This is a genomic window from Paenibacillus tengchongensis (assembly GCF_008973665.1).
Lineage (GTDB): Bacteria > Bacillota > Bacilli > Paenibacillales > Paenibacillaceae > Paenibacillus_AQ > Paenibacillus_AQ tengchongensis.
In genome coordinates this window covers 201886-221230 of sequence record NZ_WACP01000002.1, presented here as the reverse complement: position 1 = coordinate 221230, position 19345 = coordinate 201886, and the positions used below count along the sequence as shown (strand labels likewise).

General features: G+C 56.7%; 18 protein-coding genes. 7 read left to right on the top strand and 11 right to left on the bottom strand.

Going from position 1 to position 19345, the window contains the following annotated elements:
- Positions 1-326: 326 nt before the first annotated feature.
- Positions 327-1187 carry an SDR family oxidoreductase gene (locus F1381_RS03920; RefSeq protein WP_151733515.1) on the bottom strand — a complete coding sequence of 287 codons (861 nt, stop codon included), beginning with the start codon at positions 1185-1187 and terminating at the stop codon, positions 327-329.
- Positions 1188-1330: 143 nt separating this feature from the next.
- Positions 1331-1918: an NAD(P)H-dependent oxidoreductase gene (locus F1381_RS03915; RefSeq protein ID WP_151733514.1), complete on the bottom strand. Its 588-nt coding sequence runs from the start codon at positions 1916-1918 to the stop codon at positions 1331-1333.
- Between the two features lie 120 nt (positions 1919-2038).
- Here F1381_RS03915 and F1381_RS03910 point away from each other — a divergent pair, with 120 nt between their 5' ends.
- A complete protein-coding gene (locus F1381_RS03910) occupies positions 2039-2470 on the top strand; it encodes a MarR family winged helix-turn-helix transcriptional regulator (RefSeq protein ID WP_151733513.1) in 432 nt (143 codons plus the stop codon).
- Between the two features lie 76 nt (positions 2471-2546).
- Positions 2547-3593, top strand: coding sequence for a C40 family peptidase (locus F1381_RS03905; protein ID WP_151733512.1), 1047 nt, complete (start codon positions 2547-2549; stop codon positions 3591-3593).
- Between the two features lie 84 nt (positions 3594-3677).
- On the opposite strand, the gene F1381_RS03900 is transcribed toward F1381_RS03905, so the two are convergent.
- The 3 genes from F1381_RS03900 to F1381_RS29050 form a co-directional block, all read right to left on the bottom strand.
- The gene (locus tag F1381_RS03900; protein WP_151733511.1) at positions 3678-4691 is read right to left on the bottom strand and encodes a sensor domain-containing diguanylate cyclase; all 1014 of its coding nucleotides are present in this window, start codon (positions 4689-4691) and stop codon (positions 3678-3680) included.
- A 40-nt stretch (positions 4692-4731) separates the two neighbouring features.
- Positions 4732-5529: an alpha/beta fold hydrolase gene (locus F1381_RS03895; RefSeq protein WP_151733510.1), complete on the bottom strand. Its 798-nt coding sequence runs from the start codon at positions 5527-5529 to the stop codon at positions 4732-4734.
- Between the two features lie 165 nt (positions 5530-5694).
- Positions 5695-6513 (bottom strand): methyl-accepting chemotaxis protein, encoded by an 819-nt coding sequence (locus F1381_RS29050; protein ID WP_151733509.1) that lies wholly within the window; start codon positions 6511-6513, stop codon positions 5695-5697.
- A 213-nt stretch (positions 6514-6726) separates the two neighbouring features.
- On the opposite strand from F1381_RS29050, the gene F1381_RS29045 reads away from it, so the two are divergent.
- The gene (locus tag F1381_RS29045; protein WP_281349874.1) at positions 6727-6849 is read left to right on the top strand and encodes a hypothetical protein; all 123 of its coding nucleotides are present in this window, start codon (positions 6727-6729) and stop codon (positions 6847-6849) included.
- 320 nt (positions 6850-7169) lie between these two features.
- On the opposite strand, the gene F1381_RS03885 is transcribed toward F1381_RS29045, so the two are convergent.
- Entirely contained in the window at positions 7170-7646 is a 477-nt protein-coding gene (locus tag F1381_RS03885) for a DinB family protein (RefSeq protein WP_151733508.1), read from the bottom strand.
- Positions 7647-7697: 51 nt separating this feature from the next.
- On the opposite strand from F1381_RS03885, the gene F1381_RS03880 reads away from it, so the two are divergent.
- Positions 7698-8606: a diacylglycerol/lipid kinase family protein gene (locus F1381_RS03880; protein WP_151733507.1), complete on the top strand. Its 909-nt coding sequence runs from the start codon at positions 7698-7700 to the stop codon at positions 8604-8606.
- A 109-nt stretch (positions 8607-8715) separates the two neighbouring features.
- Here F1381_RS03880 and F1381_RS03875 read toward each other — a convergent pair whose 3' ends face one another.
- From F1381_RS03875 to F1381_RS03865, 3 genes are read right to left on the bottom strand one after another with little or no spacing between them, the layout of a single operon-like run.
- On the bottom strand, positions 8716-11067 hold the full coding sequence (locus tag F1381_RS03875) for a carbohydrate-binding domain-containing protein (RefSeq protein WP_151733506.1): 2352 nt from the start codon (positions 11065-11067) through the stop codon (positions 8716-8718).
- Between the two features lie 24 nt (positions 11068-11091).
- A complete protein-coding gene (locus F1381_RS03870; protein ID WP_151733505.1) occupies positions 11092-11772 on the bottom strand; it encodes a DUF4956 domain-containing protein in 681 nt (226 codons plus the stop codon).
- On the bottom strand, positions 11765-12517 hold the full coding sequence (locus F1381_RS03865; RefSeq protein WP_151733504.1) for a polyphosphate polymerase domain-containing protein: 753 nt from the start codon (positions 12515-12517) through the stop codon (positions 11765-11767). The genes F1381_RS03870 and F1381_RS03865 overlap by 8 nt, the downstream gene beginning before the upstream one ends.
- Positions 12518-12793: 276 nt before the next feature.
- On the opposite strand from F1381_RS03865, the gene F1381_RS03860 reads away from it, so the two are divergent.
- From F1381_RS03860 to F1381_RS03850, 3 genes are all read left to right on the top strand, one after another.
- On the top strand, positions 12794-13471 hold the full coding sequence (locus tag F1381_RS03860; RefSeq protein ID WP_151733503.1) for a response regulator transcription factor: 678 nt from the start codon (positions 12794-12796) through the stop codon (positions 13469-13471).
- A complete protein-coding gene (locus F1381_RS03855; RefSeq protein ID WP_151733502.1) occupies positions 13471-14760 on the top strand; it encodes a sensor histidine kinase in 1290 nt (429 codons plus the stop codon). Before F1381_RS03860 ends, F1381_RS03855 begins: the two co-directional genes overlap by 1 nt.
- 619 nt (positions 14761-15379) lie before the next feature.
- Positions 15380-16822: a methyl-accepting chemotaxis protein gene (locus F1381_RS03850; RefSeq protein ID WP_151733501.1), complete on the top strand. Its 1443-nt coding sequence runs from the start codon at positions 15380-15382 to the stop codon at positions 16820-16822.
- A gap of 401 nt (positions 16823-17223) precedes the next feature.
- On the opposite strand, the gene F1381_RS03845 is transcribed toward F1381_RS03850, so the two are convergent.
- Positions 17224-18642, bottom strand: a complete 1419-nt coding sequence (locus F1381_RS03845; RefSeq protein WP_151733500.1) for a sensor histidine kinase — start codon at positions 18640-18642, stop codon at positions 17224-17226.
- Between the two features lie 10 nt (positions 18643-18652).
- Positions 18653-19327 (bottom strand): response regulator transcription factor, encoded by a 675-nt coding sequence (locus F1381_RS03840; protein ID WP_151733499.1) that lies wholly within the window; start codon positions 19325-19327, stop codon positions 18653-18655.
- Positions 19328-19345 lie beyond the last annotated feature (18 nt).

The window sequence follows — 19345 nt, the reverse complement described above, 5'->3', positions numbered from 1 at the left end:
CTGCGGCAGCTTAATTGCAGTTTGTACATCTATTTTTATTGCTCAGGTCCTGTTGTCTGTCCTTCATTGTATTTTGTACACTTAACAACAAGCCAACCGGCGTTCCATCTGCAAATGAGCACATTTAACTGCACCAAATACAGCTAAAGCAAAATACCGGAAGAATAACCGCTGTTTAGTTGCACTGTTTACACTTATCCGCTATCCCTTCCTTCGGGAGGCGGTTCTGATACTTTTGCGGGGACCCCGATATATACTTTCTGATATGTTGAACAAAACAGGCACCGCCCAGAGCGGTGCCTGTTTCTTATGTCCTCGTTCACCAATTACTTCGCCGCAAGAATCTCCTTCACGCCTTCATCCAGCGGCGTGAGCGGACGCTGCAGCAGCTTGGCAAGATCGCCGCCCGGATGGTTCAGCGCCCCTTCGCGGATCGCCGCCTGGATGCCTACGACGATCGGCAGCGCCGCCTCGGGCACGCCGGCGCCGGCCATAATCTCTGCGTAAGCCTTATCGTCCACCTGCTGCAGCTTCACCTCTTGGCCCAGCACTGCACCGACCACCGAAGCCAGCTCGCCCTGCGACAGCGGCTCTCCGCCCAGTTCATACACCGTGTTGTGATGCCCTTCGCCGGCGAGCACAGCCGCAGCCGCTTCGGCATAATCCCGGCGGGTAGCCCAGCCCACCTTACCGTCTTCCGCCGAGGTCACCCATGGGGCGCCGGCAGCCGCAGCCTGAATGGAGCCTGCTTCGTTCTCCAGGTACCAGTTATTGCGCAGGAAGGAATACGGGATGCCCGATTCACGGATGAAGCCCTCGGTCGCCTTGTGGACCGGTGCCAGGAACAGGGTGCTGTTGTCGGCATCGCCGACGCTGGTGTAGGCGATGAAGCCCACGCCGGCTCGTACAGCCGCGTCCACCGCCGCCTTATGCTGGCGGATCCGGGTATCGTTGTCGCCGTCAGCCGAAACGATCAGCAGCCGGTCGATGCCGGCGAAAGCCGCAGCCAGACTCTCCGGCTGGTCGAAATCGCCATGACGCACATCAACGCCCTGCGCCTGCAAATGCGCCGCCTTCTCAGGACGCCGCACACTTACAACAATATTCTCCGCCGGTACTGTCTTCAGCAGGGTCTCTGCAACAATGGAGCCGAAATGTCCGGTAGCGCCGGTTAAGCCGATTTTCATCTTCTGATTCCTCCGTTTGCTCAAATAAGTATTTGAATTGCCCGCTAATAATTATGCTATCATAGGAGGTCTTCGCTCCTGTAACCATTGTAGTTACAATTGCTCGCATTGTCAATCAGCTGTCCCCTGCGCTGCGATACCATTTACACGCCGGCTGTCCTGAAATACCGGTAGACCCTTGCCAGTTTGCGCTTATGGCCGCCTTTCGGGCTCTCCATGTTGCCGAATTCGAAGAACTTCATGCTGCGGATGCCCACATAATTGAACAGCGCCCGCTTCATCAGCACTTTATGGGCATTATTCAGCCACAAGAGCGGATAATGGGCCGGGCCCTTCATCGAGGAGACACAGACAACCGACTTGCCCTTCAGCAACCCTTCAGGAAATAAACCGCCTTTATCGCGGTAGGCAAAATTGGAGGCGAACATCCGGTCAATGTAGCCCATAAGCATAGCCGGCGGCCGCCCCCACCAGATCGGATAGACCAGCACAATCCGCTCGGCCCACAGCAGCTGTTCCCGGTATTTGGCCAGCTCCGGATCGGTGTGCATATCCCTGCGCCGCTTGTTCTCCCCGAATACCAGCACCGGATTGAAGCTCTCCGCATACAGATCGAGCACCTGAATCTCCGGGCTGTGCGGGTTCTCCCGGCAGCCGCGGATGACCTCCTGCAAAAAAGCGTAGCTTAAGCTCTGATGGTTGGGATGCGTATAAATGATCAGCGTATTCATGCTGTCCCCTCCTTTAGTTATCTTTTGATAACAAAACAATAGCACTCCGATTATTAGTTGTCAAAAGATAATTGTTTTTGGATAATCTTTTTGCTATGTTGTCTTCTGGAGGTGATTGAAGTGGACTCTAATCCGTTATTTAAAAAATTCGTGGCCTTCAGCGCCGCCGTCCATCAAATTACGAACGATATGACCAAGGATGTGAAGCCGGAGGCGTTGACCCCGGTTCAATATAAAATTCTCGAATATATCGCGGTCAGTCAGCCGGTAACGCTCAGCGAGATCAGCGACTGCATGAATATGTCTATGCCGAACACCAGCCGTGAGCTGCGGAAGCTTACCGAACAAGGGCTGCTCATCAAAGAAACCGATGCTGAGGACCGGCGCAGACAGGGCATTTCCCTGTCCCCGGCGGGACAGGCTATGGTCGATGAAGTGTTCCGGAGAGTCGCCCAGCGGGTCAGCGGACGGATAGCTCACCTGACGGAAGAGCAGCGCCAAGAGATCGAGCACGCGCTCGACCTGCTGCAGGAGAGAATATTCTATGTATAAAATTACCACAGAACCTTTCATCCCCGTTGTAGTCCAAGTGGTATAGAACCCATTCTATCCACAAGGTGATGAATTCATGACAACGATGCACAAGCTTATCCTGCCACTGCTGGCTTTGCCCTTAGTCTCTCTTGCCCCCGCACCGGGTGAGGCGGCAGCCCGGAGTGCCGCAGAGCCGGCGGCGATATCGATTATTCTGGACGGCCAGCCGTTTCAGCCTGACACTGAACCGCTTAATATGAACGGAACGGTGCTCGTTCCGCTGCGCGGGCTGTTTGAGACGCTGGGCGCGGAGCTATCCTGGGACAACGCGTCCAAGACGGTTACTGCAGCCAAGGGGAACACCACCCTGATCTACCAAATCGGCAGCAGAGCCGCCCGGTTGAACGGACAGACCCTCGGCGTCCAGGTTCCGGGCCAGATCCGGGAAGGCCAGAGCCTGATTCCACTGCGTCTCGCCAGTGAAGCGCTGGGCAGTGACGTGGCCTGGCTGCCGGACACCGGCACGGTACGCATTTCCACAAATACCGGGTATGAGACCACCATCGAGCGGGGAGTGAATCTGCGCAGCACCCCGGGTACCACCGAGGAACCGGTGCTTGGAGAACTGCTTCCTTCCGGAAGCAAGGTACATATCCTTAATGAGTCCGGCCCCCTCTGGCTAAAGGTGCGGACAGAGAAAGGCAACATCGGATATATCTCGGCCAAGCCGAAGTATACCGACTATACTAGTGATTCTCTGCTCCGGAAGCAGGGCGAGGCACTGATCGCCTACGGTCTGAACTATACGGGCACTCCGTATGAATTCGGAGCCTCTCCGGACCAGACCGGTACGTTTGACTGTTCTTCTTTTGTCCAGCGGATCTATGCCGATGCCTTGTCGGTGAATCTGCCCCGCGTCTCCTACAATCAGGCCAAAGAAGGAACGGAGGCCGGACTGGATGAGCTGCGCACCGGAGACCTGCTGTTCTTCAGCGCCCGCGGGCTGGACATCGGCCATGTGGCAATCTATGCCGGAAACAATCAAATTCTGCACACCTACTCCAAGGAGCAGGGCGTACATACCGAAGCCTTCGACGGGCAATGGAAGGAACGCTTTGTGACAGCGCGCAGAATTCTATAACGCACAGGACACAAACAACCCCCGCTTTAGAGAGAAACGGCCGGCAAGGGCCGCTTCTCTCCGGAAGCGGGGGTTCATCTTATGCTAAATGATGTATGCGTCCAGTTCTGGAGGAGGCTCTGGCCTGCCGTCCGAATGATGGGTAACACGGTTGCGGCCGTTCTCTTTGGAGCGATACAGGGCGTCGTCTGCCTTCTTGAGCAGGGAATCCGGGGAATCGTTCCCGGCAAACGTGGCGATGCCGATGCTTACTGTAATATCCACCGGCTCCCAGTCGGCTTGGGCGACAGTCAGCCGCAGGTTCTCCGCCGCAAGCTTGGCCTCTGCGGCGTTCAGACCGGGCAGAATCAGCACAAATTCCTCTCCCCCATACCTTGCGACCGTATCCTGCACGCGGCAATGGGCTCTGAGAAGGCTTGCCAGGGACTCCAGCACCTGATCGCCGGCGGGATGGCCGAAGGTATCGTTCACGCGTTTAAAGTGGTCGATATCCACAATCAGGAGCGAGAACGGCTCTGCCGCTGCGCCGCAGCCCTGGAGCGTCTCTTCCAGCTTCTCCTGCAGAAACCGGCGGTTCCGCAGGCCCGTGAGCTTGTCCGTCGTGGACAGCTCCAGCAGAATGGCATTCAGCGCCAGGAGCTCCGTCTGCTTCTGCTCAATTTCCGCGTGCAGCTGCTGCAGGCGCCCAAGCGCCTGCTCCTGCTCCAGGTACGCCTCTTCCAGCCTGGTCTTTGCCCCCCGCAGCTCGAGCTCATAATCCACCCGTTTGTTCATCTGAACCATGACGCAGTCGATAGTCCCGGCATCATCGCGCTTACTGCGTCTTCCGTTCAGAATAAACGGAATGGAATACCCTTCACTGCTTTTGAGGCTGATGAACAGCTCCTCCACATGCCCGCTCAAGTTGATATGAGGATAAAAGTAAGAATGAAAAACCAGCCGGTTAGCTTTGGACATGATGGATTCGATATGCAATTGCAGAAGCGCGGTTCTTGAAAATCCCATCATATCCAGAAAGGTCTGGTTAACATCGGTTATAATTCCTTCGCGGGTCAGAGAAATATACCCGCACGGGGCATAATCCAGCCGTTCATCCATACTGCTGATACCTCTCCATATACATATTCCGGCAGGGGCTTTAACACAGGAACTCGCGGATCAGCGCAACCGTCTCCTCCGGGTGGCTGATATGCGGATAGTGGCCCTTGGCCTTCATCAGGCGGAGCGTGCTGTTCTTCAGCTGCCGGTGCAGGTATTCGCCTACCTCAATCGGCACAATGCTGTCCTCTGAGCACTGCAGAATCAGTGCGGGAACGGAGGACCAAGGCAGCTCGGTCCGGTGATCCGACAGGAAGGTGACTTCGGCGAATTCCCGCGTAATCGCCGGATCTGCTGCAATGAAGCTGCGCTCCAGCTCCTGAGTCAAATGGGGAAGCTCCGGATTATTCATCGCCAGCGGCGCCATAAAGCTGGCCCACCCGCTGAAATTCATCTCCATCATCTCCAGCAGCTCGCGGATATCCTCCTCTTCAAAACCGCCGTAATAATCAGCGCCGTCATTTAAGTAACGCGGGGAAGGACCGATCATCACCAGCCGCTGAAACAGCTCAGGGCGTTCAATCGAGGCCAGCATCCCGATCATAGAGCTGACGGAATGACCCACGAAGATAATATCAGTCAGCGACAGCGCATCAATAATATCAAACACATCCTGTACATAACCGCGGAACGTGCCGTACTTTTCCAGGCTGTATGCCGTCAGATCCGAGTTGCCGGAGCCCACATAATCAAACAGCACCAGGCGGTAGTCTTTTGCAAAAGCAGGAGTAATCATGCCCCACATGCTCTGATCGCAGCCAAACCCATGGGCGAACATCATGACCCGCTTGCCTTCTCCGATTACCTTAACCTTGTTTCTTGCCAATACCTCATTCATTTACGGTATACTCCTTCAATTACACATTCTTTTCATTCTGGAGTTATACCTGAAAAATAGCAAGGAAATCGCTATAGCAATCCCCTTGAACATTCCAGAATATTGTCAAATGGCAGACAATGGACAATAACCGCCGCCTCCGAAGCCGGTGCGGTGCTCCCAATGCTACAGCTTCCGGGCAAATTCATTCAGTTTCCCGGACATCTCCCGGATCTCGTCGATAAAGGCGGAGATTTCCTGCGAAGAGGCCGCCTGGCTCTGGACGATGGCGGCAATGCGCTCGATAGAGGTTCCCATTTGCGCAGTAGCTTCCCGGAAGACCATCAGTGTCCCTTGGATAACCTTGGTCGAGTCCACCGTTTCGCTGGACAGCTTGCGGATTTCACCCGCCACAACGCCGAAGCCCCGGCCCTTATCTCCGGCATGGGCCGCTTCAATCGCTGCGTTGATGCCTAGCAGGTTGGTCTGGCTTGCTACGTTCTTGATCAGCGCCACCACCTGGTCCGTCTCCTTAACCTGCTCACCGGTCCGCTGCGCCAGCTCCAGCAGCCGGCTCGTGAAACCGGCCAACTCGCCGGAGCCGCTGGCCACTTCCGCCAGTCTCCCGCTGGCGGAGGTCAGCGACTCGGCAATCTGGTCCGAGATCTGCCGCAGCTCGCTTTGCCGGCGCAGCTGCACGGCAATGCCGCCGATGGTCCGGCCCTGCGCATCGTGCAGCGGCGTGGCCGTTCCCGTAAACTCGAATCCGTAAAACTCCGCCGGCACCTCGGCCTTAAGTGCCGTGTTGGTGCGGATAGCCTGCGTCAGCGGCTCCTCCGGATGCAGCGGCTGGCCTTGGCGGATATCAAGCCGGATATTCTCACCCGGCCAATAGGCGATAAACTTCTCCAAATCGCATACGGCGATGGACAGATCGGCAGGTACTGCCGCCTTCAGTACCGGAATGGCGGCAATCAGGTTCTCAAGCGATCCGACATTATACATTTATTCTCCCCCTATGCGCATTTACACATTTTACTTTACTAGATATATCGAATTTTTATTGAGAAAAATTTAATTATAATTACATGCGCTGTAATCACCAGCACAAACCTAAACCAATGGCCGGGCCAAATAAGCCGGTTTAAGGCAAAAACCGGCGTGGTAATAGATCTGGAAGTGTTTATTGCCGTAAATCAATGGAGGAGGACACGGATGATGACGCAATCCGGTAAGCCTGAACCGCACACTGCCAGCCCGCATGAACCGTCCGGACTGGCCGCGCAGGGAGTGGACGCAATTGAACAGCTGTCGCTGAGCCTGCTATCTTCCAGCTGGTAGCAGTATTCGGCGAGGAAGGCGACCCTACCGGCGACCCTACCCGGGCCTGGCCGGAGGACCGCCGGCGGATCGACTTCGGGTGCCTGCATATTACGGAGAAGATGCCCGAACCGGAAGGGCTGCTGATGGATCCTGCGGCCATCACCGGGGGGGATGGCCCTGACGGATGATCCGATCCTGCACTACCGGAAGGGTGCCTATGCGGAATCCTATCAGCGGCGCCGGAGCGAGCGGTGACAGGGCTATAGAAGCCGTCCGGCTGCTTGGCAGAACAGGCGGGCCGGGCGCGGGCTTACGGAAGTCCGCGCCCAGCCTTTCGTCTATGCCTGCAGCTTGCGGATAACTACGATTTGACCGATATGATAGGCATTGTGCGCGGCAGCATTGCTGACGATTTCCCACCATGCCGCCGGACCGGGAAAACCGCCCACAGGCTCTTCCAACCGGTCGTCAAGCCGCTCTTCTGCCAGCAGCTCCTGCCATAGCAGCAGCACCTTCGCCAATTCCGCGCGCAATCCGGCAAAGGTGGCCTCCGCCGGAACGATGAAGGTGAGATCGTTGCTTCCTATAGACGGCACTGCATCCAGATGCCCCTTAAAGTATCTGGCTTGCCAAGTCTCATTCCAATAAATCAAATGCCGGGTTATCTCGGCAATGCTGTTCATGCCAGCGCCCGGCTTCCAGGAAGCCTGTGCTTCTGTAATCCCCTCCGTTGCCTGAAGAAACGGAATATACCAGCTTGGATCATTGGCGCTCGCCAGAAACTGATTACTGAGCACCTCTCTGGCATGGATCATCCATCATCACACCCTTTTCTCTCATAATAGTTAAACAGGAGGAATCTATTCATGCAGCTGGCGATGATTATCGTGAATCCCTCTTCGGGAAAAGAGGAAGCGCCCCAATATGCCGAATCGGCACGGTCCGCCCTTCAGGCGGCCGGATATACCGTCACTGTGCGGGAAACGCTCCAGGAGGGCGATGCGGCCGATTATTGCAGGTCTGCCTGCGAGAACGGCTACCACCTTGTCGTATCCATCGGCGGAGACGGTACGCTGCATGAGGTGATCAACGGGCTGGAGCATCAGCCGCACCGCCCGAAGCTCGGCATCGTGCCGCTGGGAACGGTCAACGATTTCGCCCGCGCCTTGCGGATACCGCTGGACCCGGAGCAGGCGGTGTCCGCTCTGACCTCGCCTGCGGTCCATAAAGTTGATGTCGGCCGGATGAACAACCGGCTGTTCATCAATGTCGTCGCCGCGGGTCCCCTCGCGGAATCATTGTCCGGCGTCTCTTCGGAGGACAAGACGAGGCTGGGGGCCCTGGCCTACTTGAAAGAGGGGGTAGGCGCCCTTACGGGAGGCGCTCGCTCCGCCCACCCCTTGTCCATTGCCTATGACGGGCAGCTCTGGGAGGGCCATGCTCCCCTGTTCGTCGCGGCATTGACCAATTCCGTCGGCGGCTTCGAGAAGCTGGCGCCGGAGGCGGCCGTGGATGACGGGCTGCTGCACTGCTATATTTTTCAGGACCTCACGCTGTTCAGCACACTCACCGCTGGCCTGTCACTGCTGCTGGGCAACCTGAAGAACCACAAGGACGTCATCTACTTTAAAGCCAAGCAAGTCAGCATCACTTCACAGGATACGGTGAGGACGAATGTCGACGGTGAAGAGGGGCCTCCGCTGCCTGTCACACTCAGCACCATTCCGCGTTATATCGAAATTATTGTACCGGAGGACAGCGCCGCTGTCCTCTGAAACAACAGGTTACAACTGTTTTATACGCTCATAATAAAGCAAACGGCACGTCCCGTATACCGGAGATGTGCCGTTTGTCGTTATGCTTTCCTTTTGCAAACCGTATTACTTACATGGAAGTCGCTCCTGTACTATCGGAGGTGCCGGTATTTCCGGTGCTTCCGGTCCCGCCGGTGCTTCCCGTACCGCCGGTGCCGCCGGTGCTTCCCGTACCGCCGGTGCCGCCGGTGCCGCTCTGTGCACCCCGTCCCTGCCGGCCGCCACCGCCGCCCATGCCGCCGGTGCCGCGTCCGGTATTGGCTGTAGTTACTCCGGATTCATTCACCCAGGTCGTCACGCTTTCCTGCTCGAAGGTTACCACTTCCGTACCCCCGCTGTATGTTCCGTCCGTGTAAACCCCATCCTTGGCTGTACCTGTTGATGTACCGCCGGTAGAGAGAGTGTATGAAGCGCCTTTCTCTATATCAGGCGAGCTGATGACTACGAAGCGGAAGCTCTTGTCCGGTGCAAAGGCAGCGATCGTATTGCCCTCGCTGTCCTGCAGACGGACCAGCGTGCCGGCTTCCTGCGAATCTGTAAAGGTCATGTTGACCGAAGCCTGTGTGGAGCTGTCCGACGGGCCCTGAGCCATGCCGGCGCTTCCTGCCGCAAGCAGCACACCGCCGGTCAGATCAAAGGTGCCGTCGTAATCGAGCGTACCGTTACCGTCGCCCGTCGGTCCGTTCACAATGACGGTGCCGCCGCTCATCGTCATGGAGCCGTTGGAATCGAGTCCGTCGCCGCCGGCATCCACGTAGAGGTAGCCGCCTGTGATGGTGAGCAGATGATCGCTGGAGCTGCTGAACTGATCCTGCTGCGCCGCTCCGGCTGCCGCATTGCTGTCGTTGCCGCCGGCCACGTTCACGCCGTCATCGGAAGCCACCACACGGGTCTCGCCGCCGGATACGGTAATATTGCCGCCCTCAACGCCTTCATAGCTCTTCGTTATGTTGATGGTACCGCCCGAGATAGAGGTCAGCGCATCGGCATGGACGCCGTCGTCGCCTGCCGCAATCTCCAGCTCGCCGCCCGTAACGGACACATTGCTGTTGCTGTGCAGTGCATCATCCATCGTGTCCAGCGTATAAGTACCGCCGCCCACAATCAGATCGCCGCCGGCTTTAAGTCCCTTGGCACTCGTCGACTCGGTCTCTTCCGTGCCCGTGCCTGCTGCGGCATCGGCTGTTGCCGTGCTTCCCGCAACTTTGCCGCCGTTCGCGCTATCCGTGTCGTTGCCCTCAACCGCCGCCGTACCTGCTGCTCCCGGAGCTTGGCCTGCTGTAGCCCCGTCCGGCAGCGCCGGCGGTTCTTCTCCCTGAGCCGCACCATCCGGCAGCGCTGGCGGCTCTTCACCCGCAGTCACGCCGTCCGGCAGCGCCGGCGGTCCGTCCTGCGTCGTGCCGTCCGCCGAAGTCTGGCCATCCTTGGACCACCCGCCGCCCCCGCGGCCGCCGAACATTCCGCCGCCGCCGAACTGCTCTTCGGTCTTCACTTCGGCGTTAGCGCTGCCGCCGCCGGTCACAATGTTGTACGTGCCGCCATCGGTAATGAGCTGCGTCTCCGCCTGGATGCCGTCGTTTGCGGCGACAATATCGAACGTACCAGCCGCGATGGCGATAAAGCCCTTCTCGGCATCCTCGTCATTGGTCGATTTGATGCCGTCTCCTTCGGCGTTGATTGTAAAGCTGCCGTCTTGAATAGCAATCAGATCCTTGCCGACAATGCCGTCATCCGCCGCCTGCACTTCAATCGTGCCGGAGACGATCTTCACGTCATCCTTGCCGGTGATGCCGTCGTTATAGCTGGCGTTTACCGACAGTTTGCCGGTACCGTTGACGGTCAGATCGGCCTTGCTGAAGATGGCTGCGCTCGGTTCATCAGTGGAAGCATCGGCGAAGACATAAGTCTTGCCGTCGGTAACAGTGTTCTCCGTACCCTCCTGCAGCGTCATAATAACCTTGCCCGCTTCCTTAATATAGACAGGCGCGCTAGTGCTGTTCGCCAGCTCCACACCGTTCAGCACCAGATGAACATTGCTGTCATCCTGGACATCAACGACGATCTGCCCTTCGCTGAGCTTTCCGCTCAGTACATAGGTGCCGCCGGCTGTAATATTCACAGTGCCGCCGGTAGCGGTGGCACCCGTACCGGTAACGGTGGCCCCCGTGCCGCTGAGGGCGATCAGGGTCGCGCTGTCTGCGCTCCAGGCCGTATTCGTGTCCTCTTCATCGAAGCTGACCAGATCGGCCGCCTTCACGCTGGCCAGTTGTACCGCTGCAGACGTGCCGCTCTGCGCGGCCGCCGTAGTCACCGCAGCGCTGCTCACGGCTGTAGAGGCGGTATTCCCTGCGCCGCAGGCGGTCAGGGCTGCGGCCAGCAACAATACAAGACCTGCTTTACTTCCGATTATCCATTTATTCATATAAGGTCAATCCCTTCAAAAGGTTTAATATTCTGTGGTGGTCGGGCTCATCGTCAGCGACAGATCCAGATTACCGTTGCGGGTGCGGATGGCATCCAGGAACTCTTTCTGGCTCGTGCTTTCGTTCAGTCTGACGGTGTATACCAGCTCATACAGGCTACCCAGCTCAGTGGTACGGATTTTCTTCAGCTCATAGCCGACATTGAATCTGGCAAATACTTCAGCAAAAGCCTCCTCATACCCCAGATTCTCGGGTATCGTAACCTTAAGCGTCTTGTCCTGCGTCTTCTTCACGCCGAATCCGGTGCGGTTCAGCAAGACCATGATGATGCAGAGAATAACGGTGAACAGAGCGGCATAACCGAAGGCGCCTACGCCGCAGGCCAGACCGGAAGCCATGGTGAACAGGACGAATGTGATATCCTTCGGATCGCCGGGCGCACTGCGGAAGCGGATGATCGAGAACGCACCGGCCAGGCTGAAGGCTCTCGCGACATTGCTGCCGATCAGCAGGATGATAATGGCCACAATGACCGGCAGCAGCACCATCGTCAGCGTGAAGCTCTGTGTATATCCCGGACTGGTCTTCATATAAGTGAAGCTGATGACTGCGCCGAGCAGGAGCGACAGCAGAATCGTTGTAACGGCAGTGCCGAAGGATAAGGTCGTATCGGTCGAAACTGCGGAAAAAATGGAATCAAGCATATAGGACACGCTCACTTTCTGTTGTTTCAATTTGGCTGTTTCTAATCGTTCTTTTATATTCGTTGCCGTATTTGGAGAAGCTGGTGCGGTACATCCGGTGCTCGGAGAGCATGCCCGCCAGCCAGACCGGAATGGTCTTCTCGGCCTTCACTTCCATCAGCCATTGGCCGGGCTCCAGCAGCGGTTCGCCGTACACCCCGTGCTCCATCTGCAGGTCGCATCTGCGGCTGCGGATATTGGTGTCGAAGGTGATGCGCAGGTCACGGTTATTTTTGCAAAAGAGCGCCTTGCGGTCATACGACAGGTATACCTTCGGCTCCAGTTCATAGCAGCTCAGGAAGTACTTGATTTCCTCAATGACCTGCTTGTTCATGTAATCCTTATATTCCGGTGCCTGTCCGGTGCGGACAAACTCATAGGCTTCATGCAGCTTGAGCGAGGTTCTGCGTTTGTTGACCAGTCCGAACACCTTTTTCTTAATTTCAAGGTACACTTTCGAGTCCTGGTTCGGCACGCCGTAGGCTCTCAGTCTGAGCTTCTCCTTGTACTTCGGCTTGGACAGACTGTTGCGGATCAAGGTGTTGCTCGCCGTATCGTAGTAGATGTTGGTGATGGAGTAGAACTCATGCTGCTTGTTGTAATCATCGGGTTCCATATATTCGAGGAGCTCCGCATAAAGCTTGCGGTAGGCCGCATCATCCAGCAGATACTTATTCTCATAACGGTTGAATACTTCAATCGCCACGGGGATCAATTCCTTTCCGGTGTAAGTTTCATGTCTGTATCTTAGCGCCCTAACCTTTAACGAAGCTTAAATGGTTTTACACAGGGTTGATTTTTTTACACCCGTTTTACAAATGGATGGCGGCCTGTGCGTGCTATAGATGAAGAGATCCGGTTTGGACGGGGCCCGGGCGAATTCTTTCCGCTAAAAAAAGTTCATTAAGGCTCATTAAAGGTAATCTTGCTATAATGGCATCAGTTTAAGGAAGTACACCAAGGAAGCAGAGGATGACAAACCATGCGCATATTGATTGTGGAAGATGAAATTCATCTGGCCGAGGCCGTCACGCAAATACTCAAGAAGCACCATTATTCGGTCGATGCCGTCCATGACGGGAGCACCGGCCTTGATTATGCACTGAGCGGGATCTATGATCTGCTGCTGCTCGATATTATGATGCCGGAGATGGATGGGATCAGCGTGCTGCGGAAGCTGCGCACCAAGGGCGTGGCTACGCCGGTGATTTTCCTGACGGCCAAAGGGGAACTCACCGATATGGTGACCGGTCTCGATTACGGGGCCGACGATTACATCGCCAAGCCCTTCTCCACGGAAGAGCTGCTGGCCAGAATGCGGGCGGTGCTGCGGCGCAGAGGCGAGGTCCTGCCGGATGATGCGCTGAAATTCGGGGATCTGGAGCTGAACACCACCAACCTGCGCCTGAGCGTAGGCGGCAAGGAAATGAAGCTGAACCTGAAGGAAAGCGAGCTGCTGGAGCTCTTGATGACGCGGAAGAGCGCCGCCACCTCCAAGGAGCAGATTATCGAGAAGCTGTGGGGCTTCGATTCCGAGGCGGAGCATAACAATGTGGAAGTGTATATTTCGTTTCTCCGCAAAAAGCTTACGTTCCTCGGCTCATCCGTCCGCATCAGCACCATCCGCAACGTCGGCTATGTATTAGAGGTGAACGGCTGATGTTCAAGAAGCTTAGAAACCGGTTCCTGATCGTGAACCTGGCGACGACCTCGATCATTATGCTGGTCGCCTTTGCGGCGATCTACATCATCAACTACATTGATGTGCGCAGCGATATCGGGATGGATCTGCGGCGGGTCGTGGAGAACTACGAGAAGCCCGGCTTCGGGGGCGGCGACCGCCAGTCTGGCGGCATGGGCGACGGAATAGATGATGGAATGCCGCCGCTGCAGGACGAAGGCAGAAATACAATCGGGACGCCTCCCGAACGCTCGGTATCCTTCATGATCCGTACAGACGCTGATTGGAACATGACGGAGACGCCAGTCTCCCGGTTTACGATGGACGATGAATTCTATGCGGAGGCGCTGCAGGAAGCTGTGGCTGAAGGCAAAGCCAGCGGGCAGTTCACCCTGGACGGCAGCCACTGGATTTATGAGGTGCACCGGGCCAGCGAGGGCAATATGCTGGTCTTCCTCGACATCACCTCCCAGCAGGAAATATTGACGAATCTGATTTATACCTTCACCGTCGTCGGGGTGTTGATGCTGGTGATTTTGTATTTCTCCAGCCGCTATTTCGCCAACCGTTCCATCCGGCCTGTCCAGGAGGCCTTCAATAAGCAGAAGCAGTTCATTGCCGACGCGTCCCATGAGCTGAAGACGCCGCTGGCGGTTATCAATACCAATACAGAGGTATTGCTGGCCAATCCGGAGGAAACGGTGGGCCAGCAGTCGAAATGGCTGCATTACATCAAGTCCGAGACGGAGCGCATGGCCAAGCTGACCAGCGATCTGCTGTATCTGACCGAGATGGACGATTCGCGCGCCAGCATGATCCATGCCCCGTTTGATATCAGCGAAGCGGTAGAGAATATTATTCTGACCATGGAAGCCGTTATCTTCGAGAAGAATGTGGCGCTCGATTACGACATTGAACCGGATTTAAGCGTGCAGGGCAGCAGCGAACAGATCAAGCAGGTCGTCATGATTCTGCTCGACAATGCCGTCAAGTACTCCGGACCCGGCGGCAAGGTGACGCTGCTGCTTCAGAAGCAGCATCACGAGGTGGTGCTGGCGGTGTCCAACACCGGCGAAGGCATCGCGCCCGAGCATCTTACGCGGATCTTCGACCGCTTCTATCGCACCGACACCTCCAGATCGCGCAAGCAGGGCGGGCACGGCTTGGGACTGGCGATTGCCAAGTCGATTATTGATCAGCACCGGGGACGGATTTACGCCAAAAGCGTGCCCGGGGAATCCGCAACCTTTTATGTGCATCTGTCATAACGGGAAGCTTGGAATGGAGCAGCAGCGGCCGGAATTTCACATTCCCGGTGTCCATAGCCAAGCCTCCTGTGAAATTTAAACGTTCCAAGGCAATAGTTCGATTTCCGCACACTAATTCTGCTGGTTCTACGGAATCCAGCAATATAATTCGATTATGGCCACTTAATTTAGAGGATATTGGACTAATCACTCATTTGCACCAATATTAAGTGGCGATTGTCCAACTAAATCTGCAATAAGCTTCTTATAGGTAAAATTAGATGGCGATTGTCCACTTAGACTGCCTGCCGCCTGAATTCTGCTGCAAACAGCGATAATCATCAGGAGACCCGGGAGCGGCCGGCGGCCCGTAGTCTGAAATTTTACGGGTATCCATCTGCGCTATTGCAGGGAAATCTCAAGTTCCACCACTAATAGGCTTACTAAGGCTTTAATGAAGTAAAAACGCCCGGAACCCGCCGGGCGTTTTTTGCTTTTTCCGGAAGAGCGGTAAACGCAGCATAAAAGCACATTTTATACCCATATTATTTGGATTTTATACAGGAATTTTGCAGAAGATTGTAGAATGATTCAATGCGGTACCTCGCAAAAGAATACATAGCAGAAAGTAGTGGTCGGAATGTCGGAGAAATTGCTGGAATTGCAGCGGAGAAACAAGTTGATGGTCTGGCTGTTCTGGGGAACGATGATTCTGGGAATTGCCTTGGCTTCAGGCCAGGTAAGGCAGACGATTGCTCTAACCAGTGTTCCTGTAGCCGTCCTATGCACCATCCTGGTATGGAGAAAGGTCCTCGTCCCGTATACCATGTACATTGTAACGGCCGGATTGAATCTCGACGCCTTTTTCTACATATCGGAAAGCTCCGCCTTCAGCAGCATTTTGTTTCTGTTCTTTGCCCTTGCTTTGGTCTCCATCTATCATGATTACCGTCCGCTCGTGCTCAGCGGTGTGCTGGGACTGGCCATGCTGATTTACTTTTCGCAGACCAAGGACATCTTCCAGGTGGAACGAACCGTTATTTATTGCGCCTATCTCGTCATCACCCTGGCTTCGCTCATCACCCAGAGTCTGATCGGTACGCGGATTCTGAACAGGGTGGAGAGCAGCGCCGTTGAATCGGCAGCCGCCAAGGCTCATACCGAGCAGGTGCTCGATGAAGTGCGCCATTCGGCGGACATTCTCGGACGGTCGGTGGCCAGCCTGCAGACGAATGCCGCCAGCACCGGAGAGATTACCGGCCAGGTAGTCAGCGCCTTCAACGAGATTGCGACCGGCATGGAGACGCAGGCCGTCAGTGTCAATGACATCTCAGGGGCCATTCAACGCGTCGACGGGCATGTCGGCACTGCGGCGGAGACAGCTGTGCGCATGAGTGGCAAGTCAAGAGCCACCGCCGAGCTGACGCAGCACGGCAAAGCCGGCATGGCCGAGCTGACCGGCCGAATCAATGAGATCAACGCTATTGTAACGGGCACATCTGTCGTCATGGGCGAGGTCACTGCCGAGAACGAGAAAATCGGCAGCATCGTTGAGGCGCTGCAGAGCATTGCCGGCCAGACCAATCTCTTGTCCCTCAACGCTTCGATTGAAGCGGCCAAGGCGGGCGAACAGGGACGGGGCTTCGCCGTCGTCGCCACGGAGATCCGCAAGCTGGCCCAGAATGCCCAGGAGGCGTCTACCAACATCTCGGCCATCCTGACGGCCATCCAGCAGAAGGTCGGCCGCGCCGCCGAGCTGGTGGAAAGCGGCCGGTTCATCGTCAAAGCCGGGAAAGAATCCTCGATTATCGCGGAACAGTTGTTCAGCGAGATCGACCTGAACACCGCCGAGCTGCTGGAACAGGCCGAACAGGTGCGCGGCGTCACCGAGAGCCTGCATGCCGCCTCCCAGACGGTCGTGCAGGAGATATCGGCGGTGGCCGCCTTTACGGAACAGTCGGCTGCGTCTGTGCAGGAGGTGCTGGCCAGCTCGCATGAGCAGCAGCAGCATGTGGAGGATATCGCCGGCTCGATCCGTCAATTACATGCACTTACGGCCAAGCTGGAGGAGATTGTCGCCTAGCTGTCCGGTGTACATTATGTTTACGCCCGGAATAGATGAATTTCATCCGCTTCCGGGCGTTTTTACTATAGGGGAAGGAGTTGCTGGGCATTTATGAGAAAGATTGCTTTTATAGCAGCCGATCTATGCTTGATGGCATTCTATTCATTAATCACGCTGCTCTGGATCGAGGTAAAAAGAAGTGATGCTTCATCCTATTATCCCGGGGATATAACGGACGGGGAAAAGCTGGAAACCTTAATATCTTATCCGGCGGTTCTTCTGTTTGTCCTGGCCTTGTTTCTCTGGCCTATTCTCAGGAATTATCCGCACCGGCTTAGATGGGCTGCAATTTCCGTGCTCATTAATTTTCTGGTATATATTCCTTTTCTATACAACTCATTATATTCATAGCCTGCAAATCAGCCGGTCCGTTCGTTGCTCTGATCCAGCGGTACCCTGCCGCTGCTGCCCCCGGCGAACCGCAGCGTCACCACCGTGCCTTCCCCCGGAAGGCTCTCCAGGCTGACCGACCCGCCGTGCCTTTCCATCATCGCCTTTACGATTGCCAGCCCGAGCCCCGAGCCGCCTCCGGCACGGTTCCGCGAGCCCTCGGCCCGGTAGAAGCGGTCAAAGATATGCGGCAGATGGCCGGGTGAAATCCCGATGCCCGTATCGGCTACCGTTACCATCACCTGCCCGGCCCCGCTGCGCAGGCCAATGCTCACCGTTCCGCCTTCCGGAGTGTATTTCAGGGCGTTCTCGATGATGTTGCGCAGCACCCGGCGGCAGGCCTCCTTGTTCATCCTTACCGGCAGGCCGGCCGTCTGACCCCCCGGCTCCAGCTTCAGCTGTACCCCCGGATTAATCTGTGCCAGCTGCGGCAGCAGCTCCGCCAGAATGTCTTCCGGGAAGCAGCTCCCCGCGCTGCCCCCAGGCAGCCCCTGCTCCGCTTCCGCCAGCAGCAGCAGCTGGGAGATCAGCTCCTTCATTCTGCCGGTCTCCTCCGTCATGAAGGTCAGCGACTCTGCCAGCACTTCGGGGGAGCTTCTCCCCCAGCGCTGGATCATATTTGCGTGGCCCTCAATGATGGCGAGCGGCGTCTTCAGCTCATGGGAAGCGTCAGCGACGAAACGGTGCTGCTGCTCAAAGGACACCTCCAGCCGCTGCAGCAGGCCGTTGAAGGTCTCCGCCAGCTGATGCAGCTCGTCTTCCGCCGCCGGCATCTGCAGCCGCTGCGACAGGTTGCCCGCGCCGATGCCGCGCGCCTCTCCAATCATGCTGCGGATCGGCCGCAGCGCTGAGCGGGCAACCAGCCAGCCCGTAGCAACGGCTACTCCGGTAGCGATGACCAGCCCGAACAGGAGAATGCGGCCGATCTCGCCCGCTGCCGCTGCACTGGCGGAGACACCGCGGTCGGTAAGGCGCAGCGTGACATCTCCAAACACCAGCAGCGAGAATTCGCGCTCAGCCTGATGGGCAATGTCCTGTGCATCCGGCTCAGCCGCTCCCGCCTCGGCCAGCACCCGGCCGCCGGAATCAAGCAGCTGCAGCGCCTGTCCATCTCCGAGCTCGGCGGCCATGGACGACAGGTCGGGGTTAAAGACCGCCGCTGCCCCCTTCCCCTTGCCAAGTCCCGGAGTCAGCAGCGACGGCAGAAACCCGACCTCCTTGATCCGCAGCTCAAACTGCTTCAGCTTGGCCTCCAGCAGGTCAGTCTGCTGCCGGTCGCTCCAATGCCGGAAGGTAATATAGACGAACACGCTGAGTACCAGCGCAACAATCAGGGAAGAGAGCGCGATACTGGCGCTGACTTTCCGGGAGAATGTCCAGCTCTTCATGCCCTCACCCTCAGTCCTTCAGAATATAGCCGCTGCCGCGGATCGTATGTATCAGCTTCTCCTCATATCCTTCATCGATCTTCATCCGCACATAGCGGATGTAGACATCGACCACATTCGTCTCGCCGGCGTACGAGTAGCCCCAGACGAGGTTCAGCAGGGCCTCGCGGTTCATCAGCCGGTTCTTATGGGTGAGCAGGCAATGCAGCAGCTCATACTCCCGCTGCGACAGCTCAATCTCCCGGCCGCCGCGGCTGACCTGATGCGATGCCGTATTCAGCGTCAAATCCTTGGCGGACAGCAGTTCACCGGTGTCCGGCGCCTGTAGCCTGCGCCGCAGCGAGCGCATGCGGGCCAGCAGCTCTTCAATGGCAAACGGCTTCGGAATATAGTCGTCGGCCCCGGTATCCAGACCGCGCACCCGGTCACTGACCGTATCGCGCGCAGTCAGCATGAGGATCGGCGTCTGCTTGCAGGCGCGGATTCTTTTGCATACCTCAATACCGTTGATGCCGGGCAGATTCAAATCGAGCAAAATGAAATCAAAGCTCTCTTGAAGCGCCTTCTCTGCACCGCTCAGCCCGTCGCAGGCAACTGCGGTCTCATAACCCTCGTAAGCAAGCTCCAGCTCCAGGAGCCGGATCATGGCAGTTTCGTCCTCAATAATCAAGACACGTTCCTTCAATGGCGGGGTCACCTCTTC

What these genes read in the sequence shown, in the direction of transcription:
- F1381_RS03915 (WP_151733514.1), bottom strand. Translation starts at nt 1,918, where the DNA reads ATGAATACGCTGATCATTTATACGCATCCCAACCATCAGAGCTTAAGC.
- F1381_RS03875 (WP_151733506.1), bottom strand. Translation starts at nt 11,067, where the DNA reads ATGAATAAATGGATAATCGGAAGTAAAGCAGGTCTTGTATTGTTGCTG.
- F1381_RS03880 (WP_151733507.1), top strand. Translation starts at nt 7,698, where the DNA reads ATGCAGCTGGCGATGATTATCGTGAATCCCTCTTCGGGAAAAGAGGAA.
- F1381_RS03900 (WP_151733511.1), bottom strand. Translation starts at nt 4,691, where the DNA reads ATGGATGAACGGCTGGATTATGCCCCGTGCGGGTATATTTCTCTGACC.
- F1381_RS29045 (WP_281349874.1), top strand. Translation starts at nt 6,727, where the DNA reads ATGACGCAATCCGGTAAGCCTGAACCGCACACTGCCAGCCCGCATGAA.
- F1381_RS03920 (WP_151733515.1), bottom strand. Translation starts at nt 1,187, where the DNA reads ATGAAAATCGGCTTAACCGGCGCTACCGGACATTTCGGCTCCATTGTT.
- F1381_RS29050 (WP_151733509.1), bottom strand. Translation starts at nt 6,513, where the DNA reads ATGTATAATGTCGGATCGCTTGAGAACCTGATTGCCGCCATTCCGGTA.
- F1381_RS03850 (WP_151733501.1), top strand. Translation starts at nt 15,380, where the DNA reads ATGTCGGAGAAATTGCTGGAATTGCAGCGGAGAAACAAGTTGATGGTC.
- F1381_RS03845 (WP_151733500.1), bottom strand. Translation starts at nt 18,642, where the DNA reads ATGAAGAGCTGGACATTCTCCCGGAAAGTCAGCGCCAGTATCGCGCTC.
- F1381_RS03860 (WP_151733503.1), top strand. Translation starts at nt 12,794, where the DNA reads ATGCGCATATTGATTGTGGAAGATGAAATTCATCTGGCCGAGGCCGTC.
- F1381_RS03895 (WP_151733510.1), bottom strand. Translation starts at nt 5,529, where the DNA reads ATGAATGAGGTATTGGCAAGAAACAAGGTTAAGGTAATCGGAGAAGGC.
- F1381_RS03870 (WP_151733505.1), bottom strand. Translation starts at nt 11,772, where the DNA reads ATGCTTGATTCCATTTTTTCCGCAGTTTCGACCGATACGACCTTATCC.
- F1381_RS03905 (WP_151733512.1), top strand. Translation starts at nt 2,547, where the DNA reads ATGACAACGATGCACAAGCTTATCCTGCCACTGCTGGCTTTGCCCTTA.
- F1381_RS03885 (WP_151733508.1), bottom strand. Translation starts at nt 7,646, where the DNA reads ATGATCCATGCCAGAGAGGTGCTCAGTAATCAGTTTCTGGCGAGCGCC.
- F1381_RS03855 (WP_151733502.1), top strand. Translation starts at nt 13,471, where the DNA reads ATGTTCAAGAAGCTTAGAAACCGGTTCCTGATCGTGAACCTGGCGACG.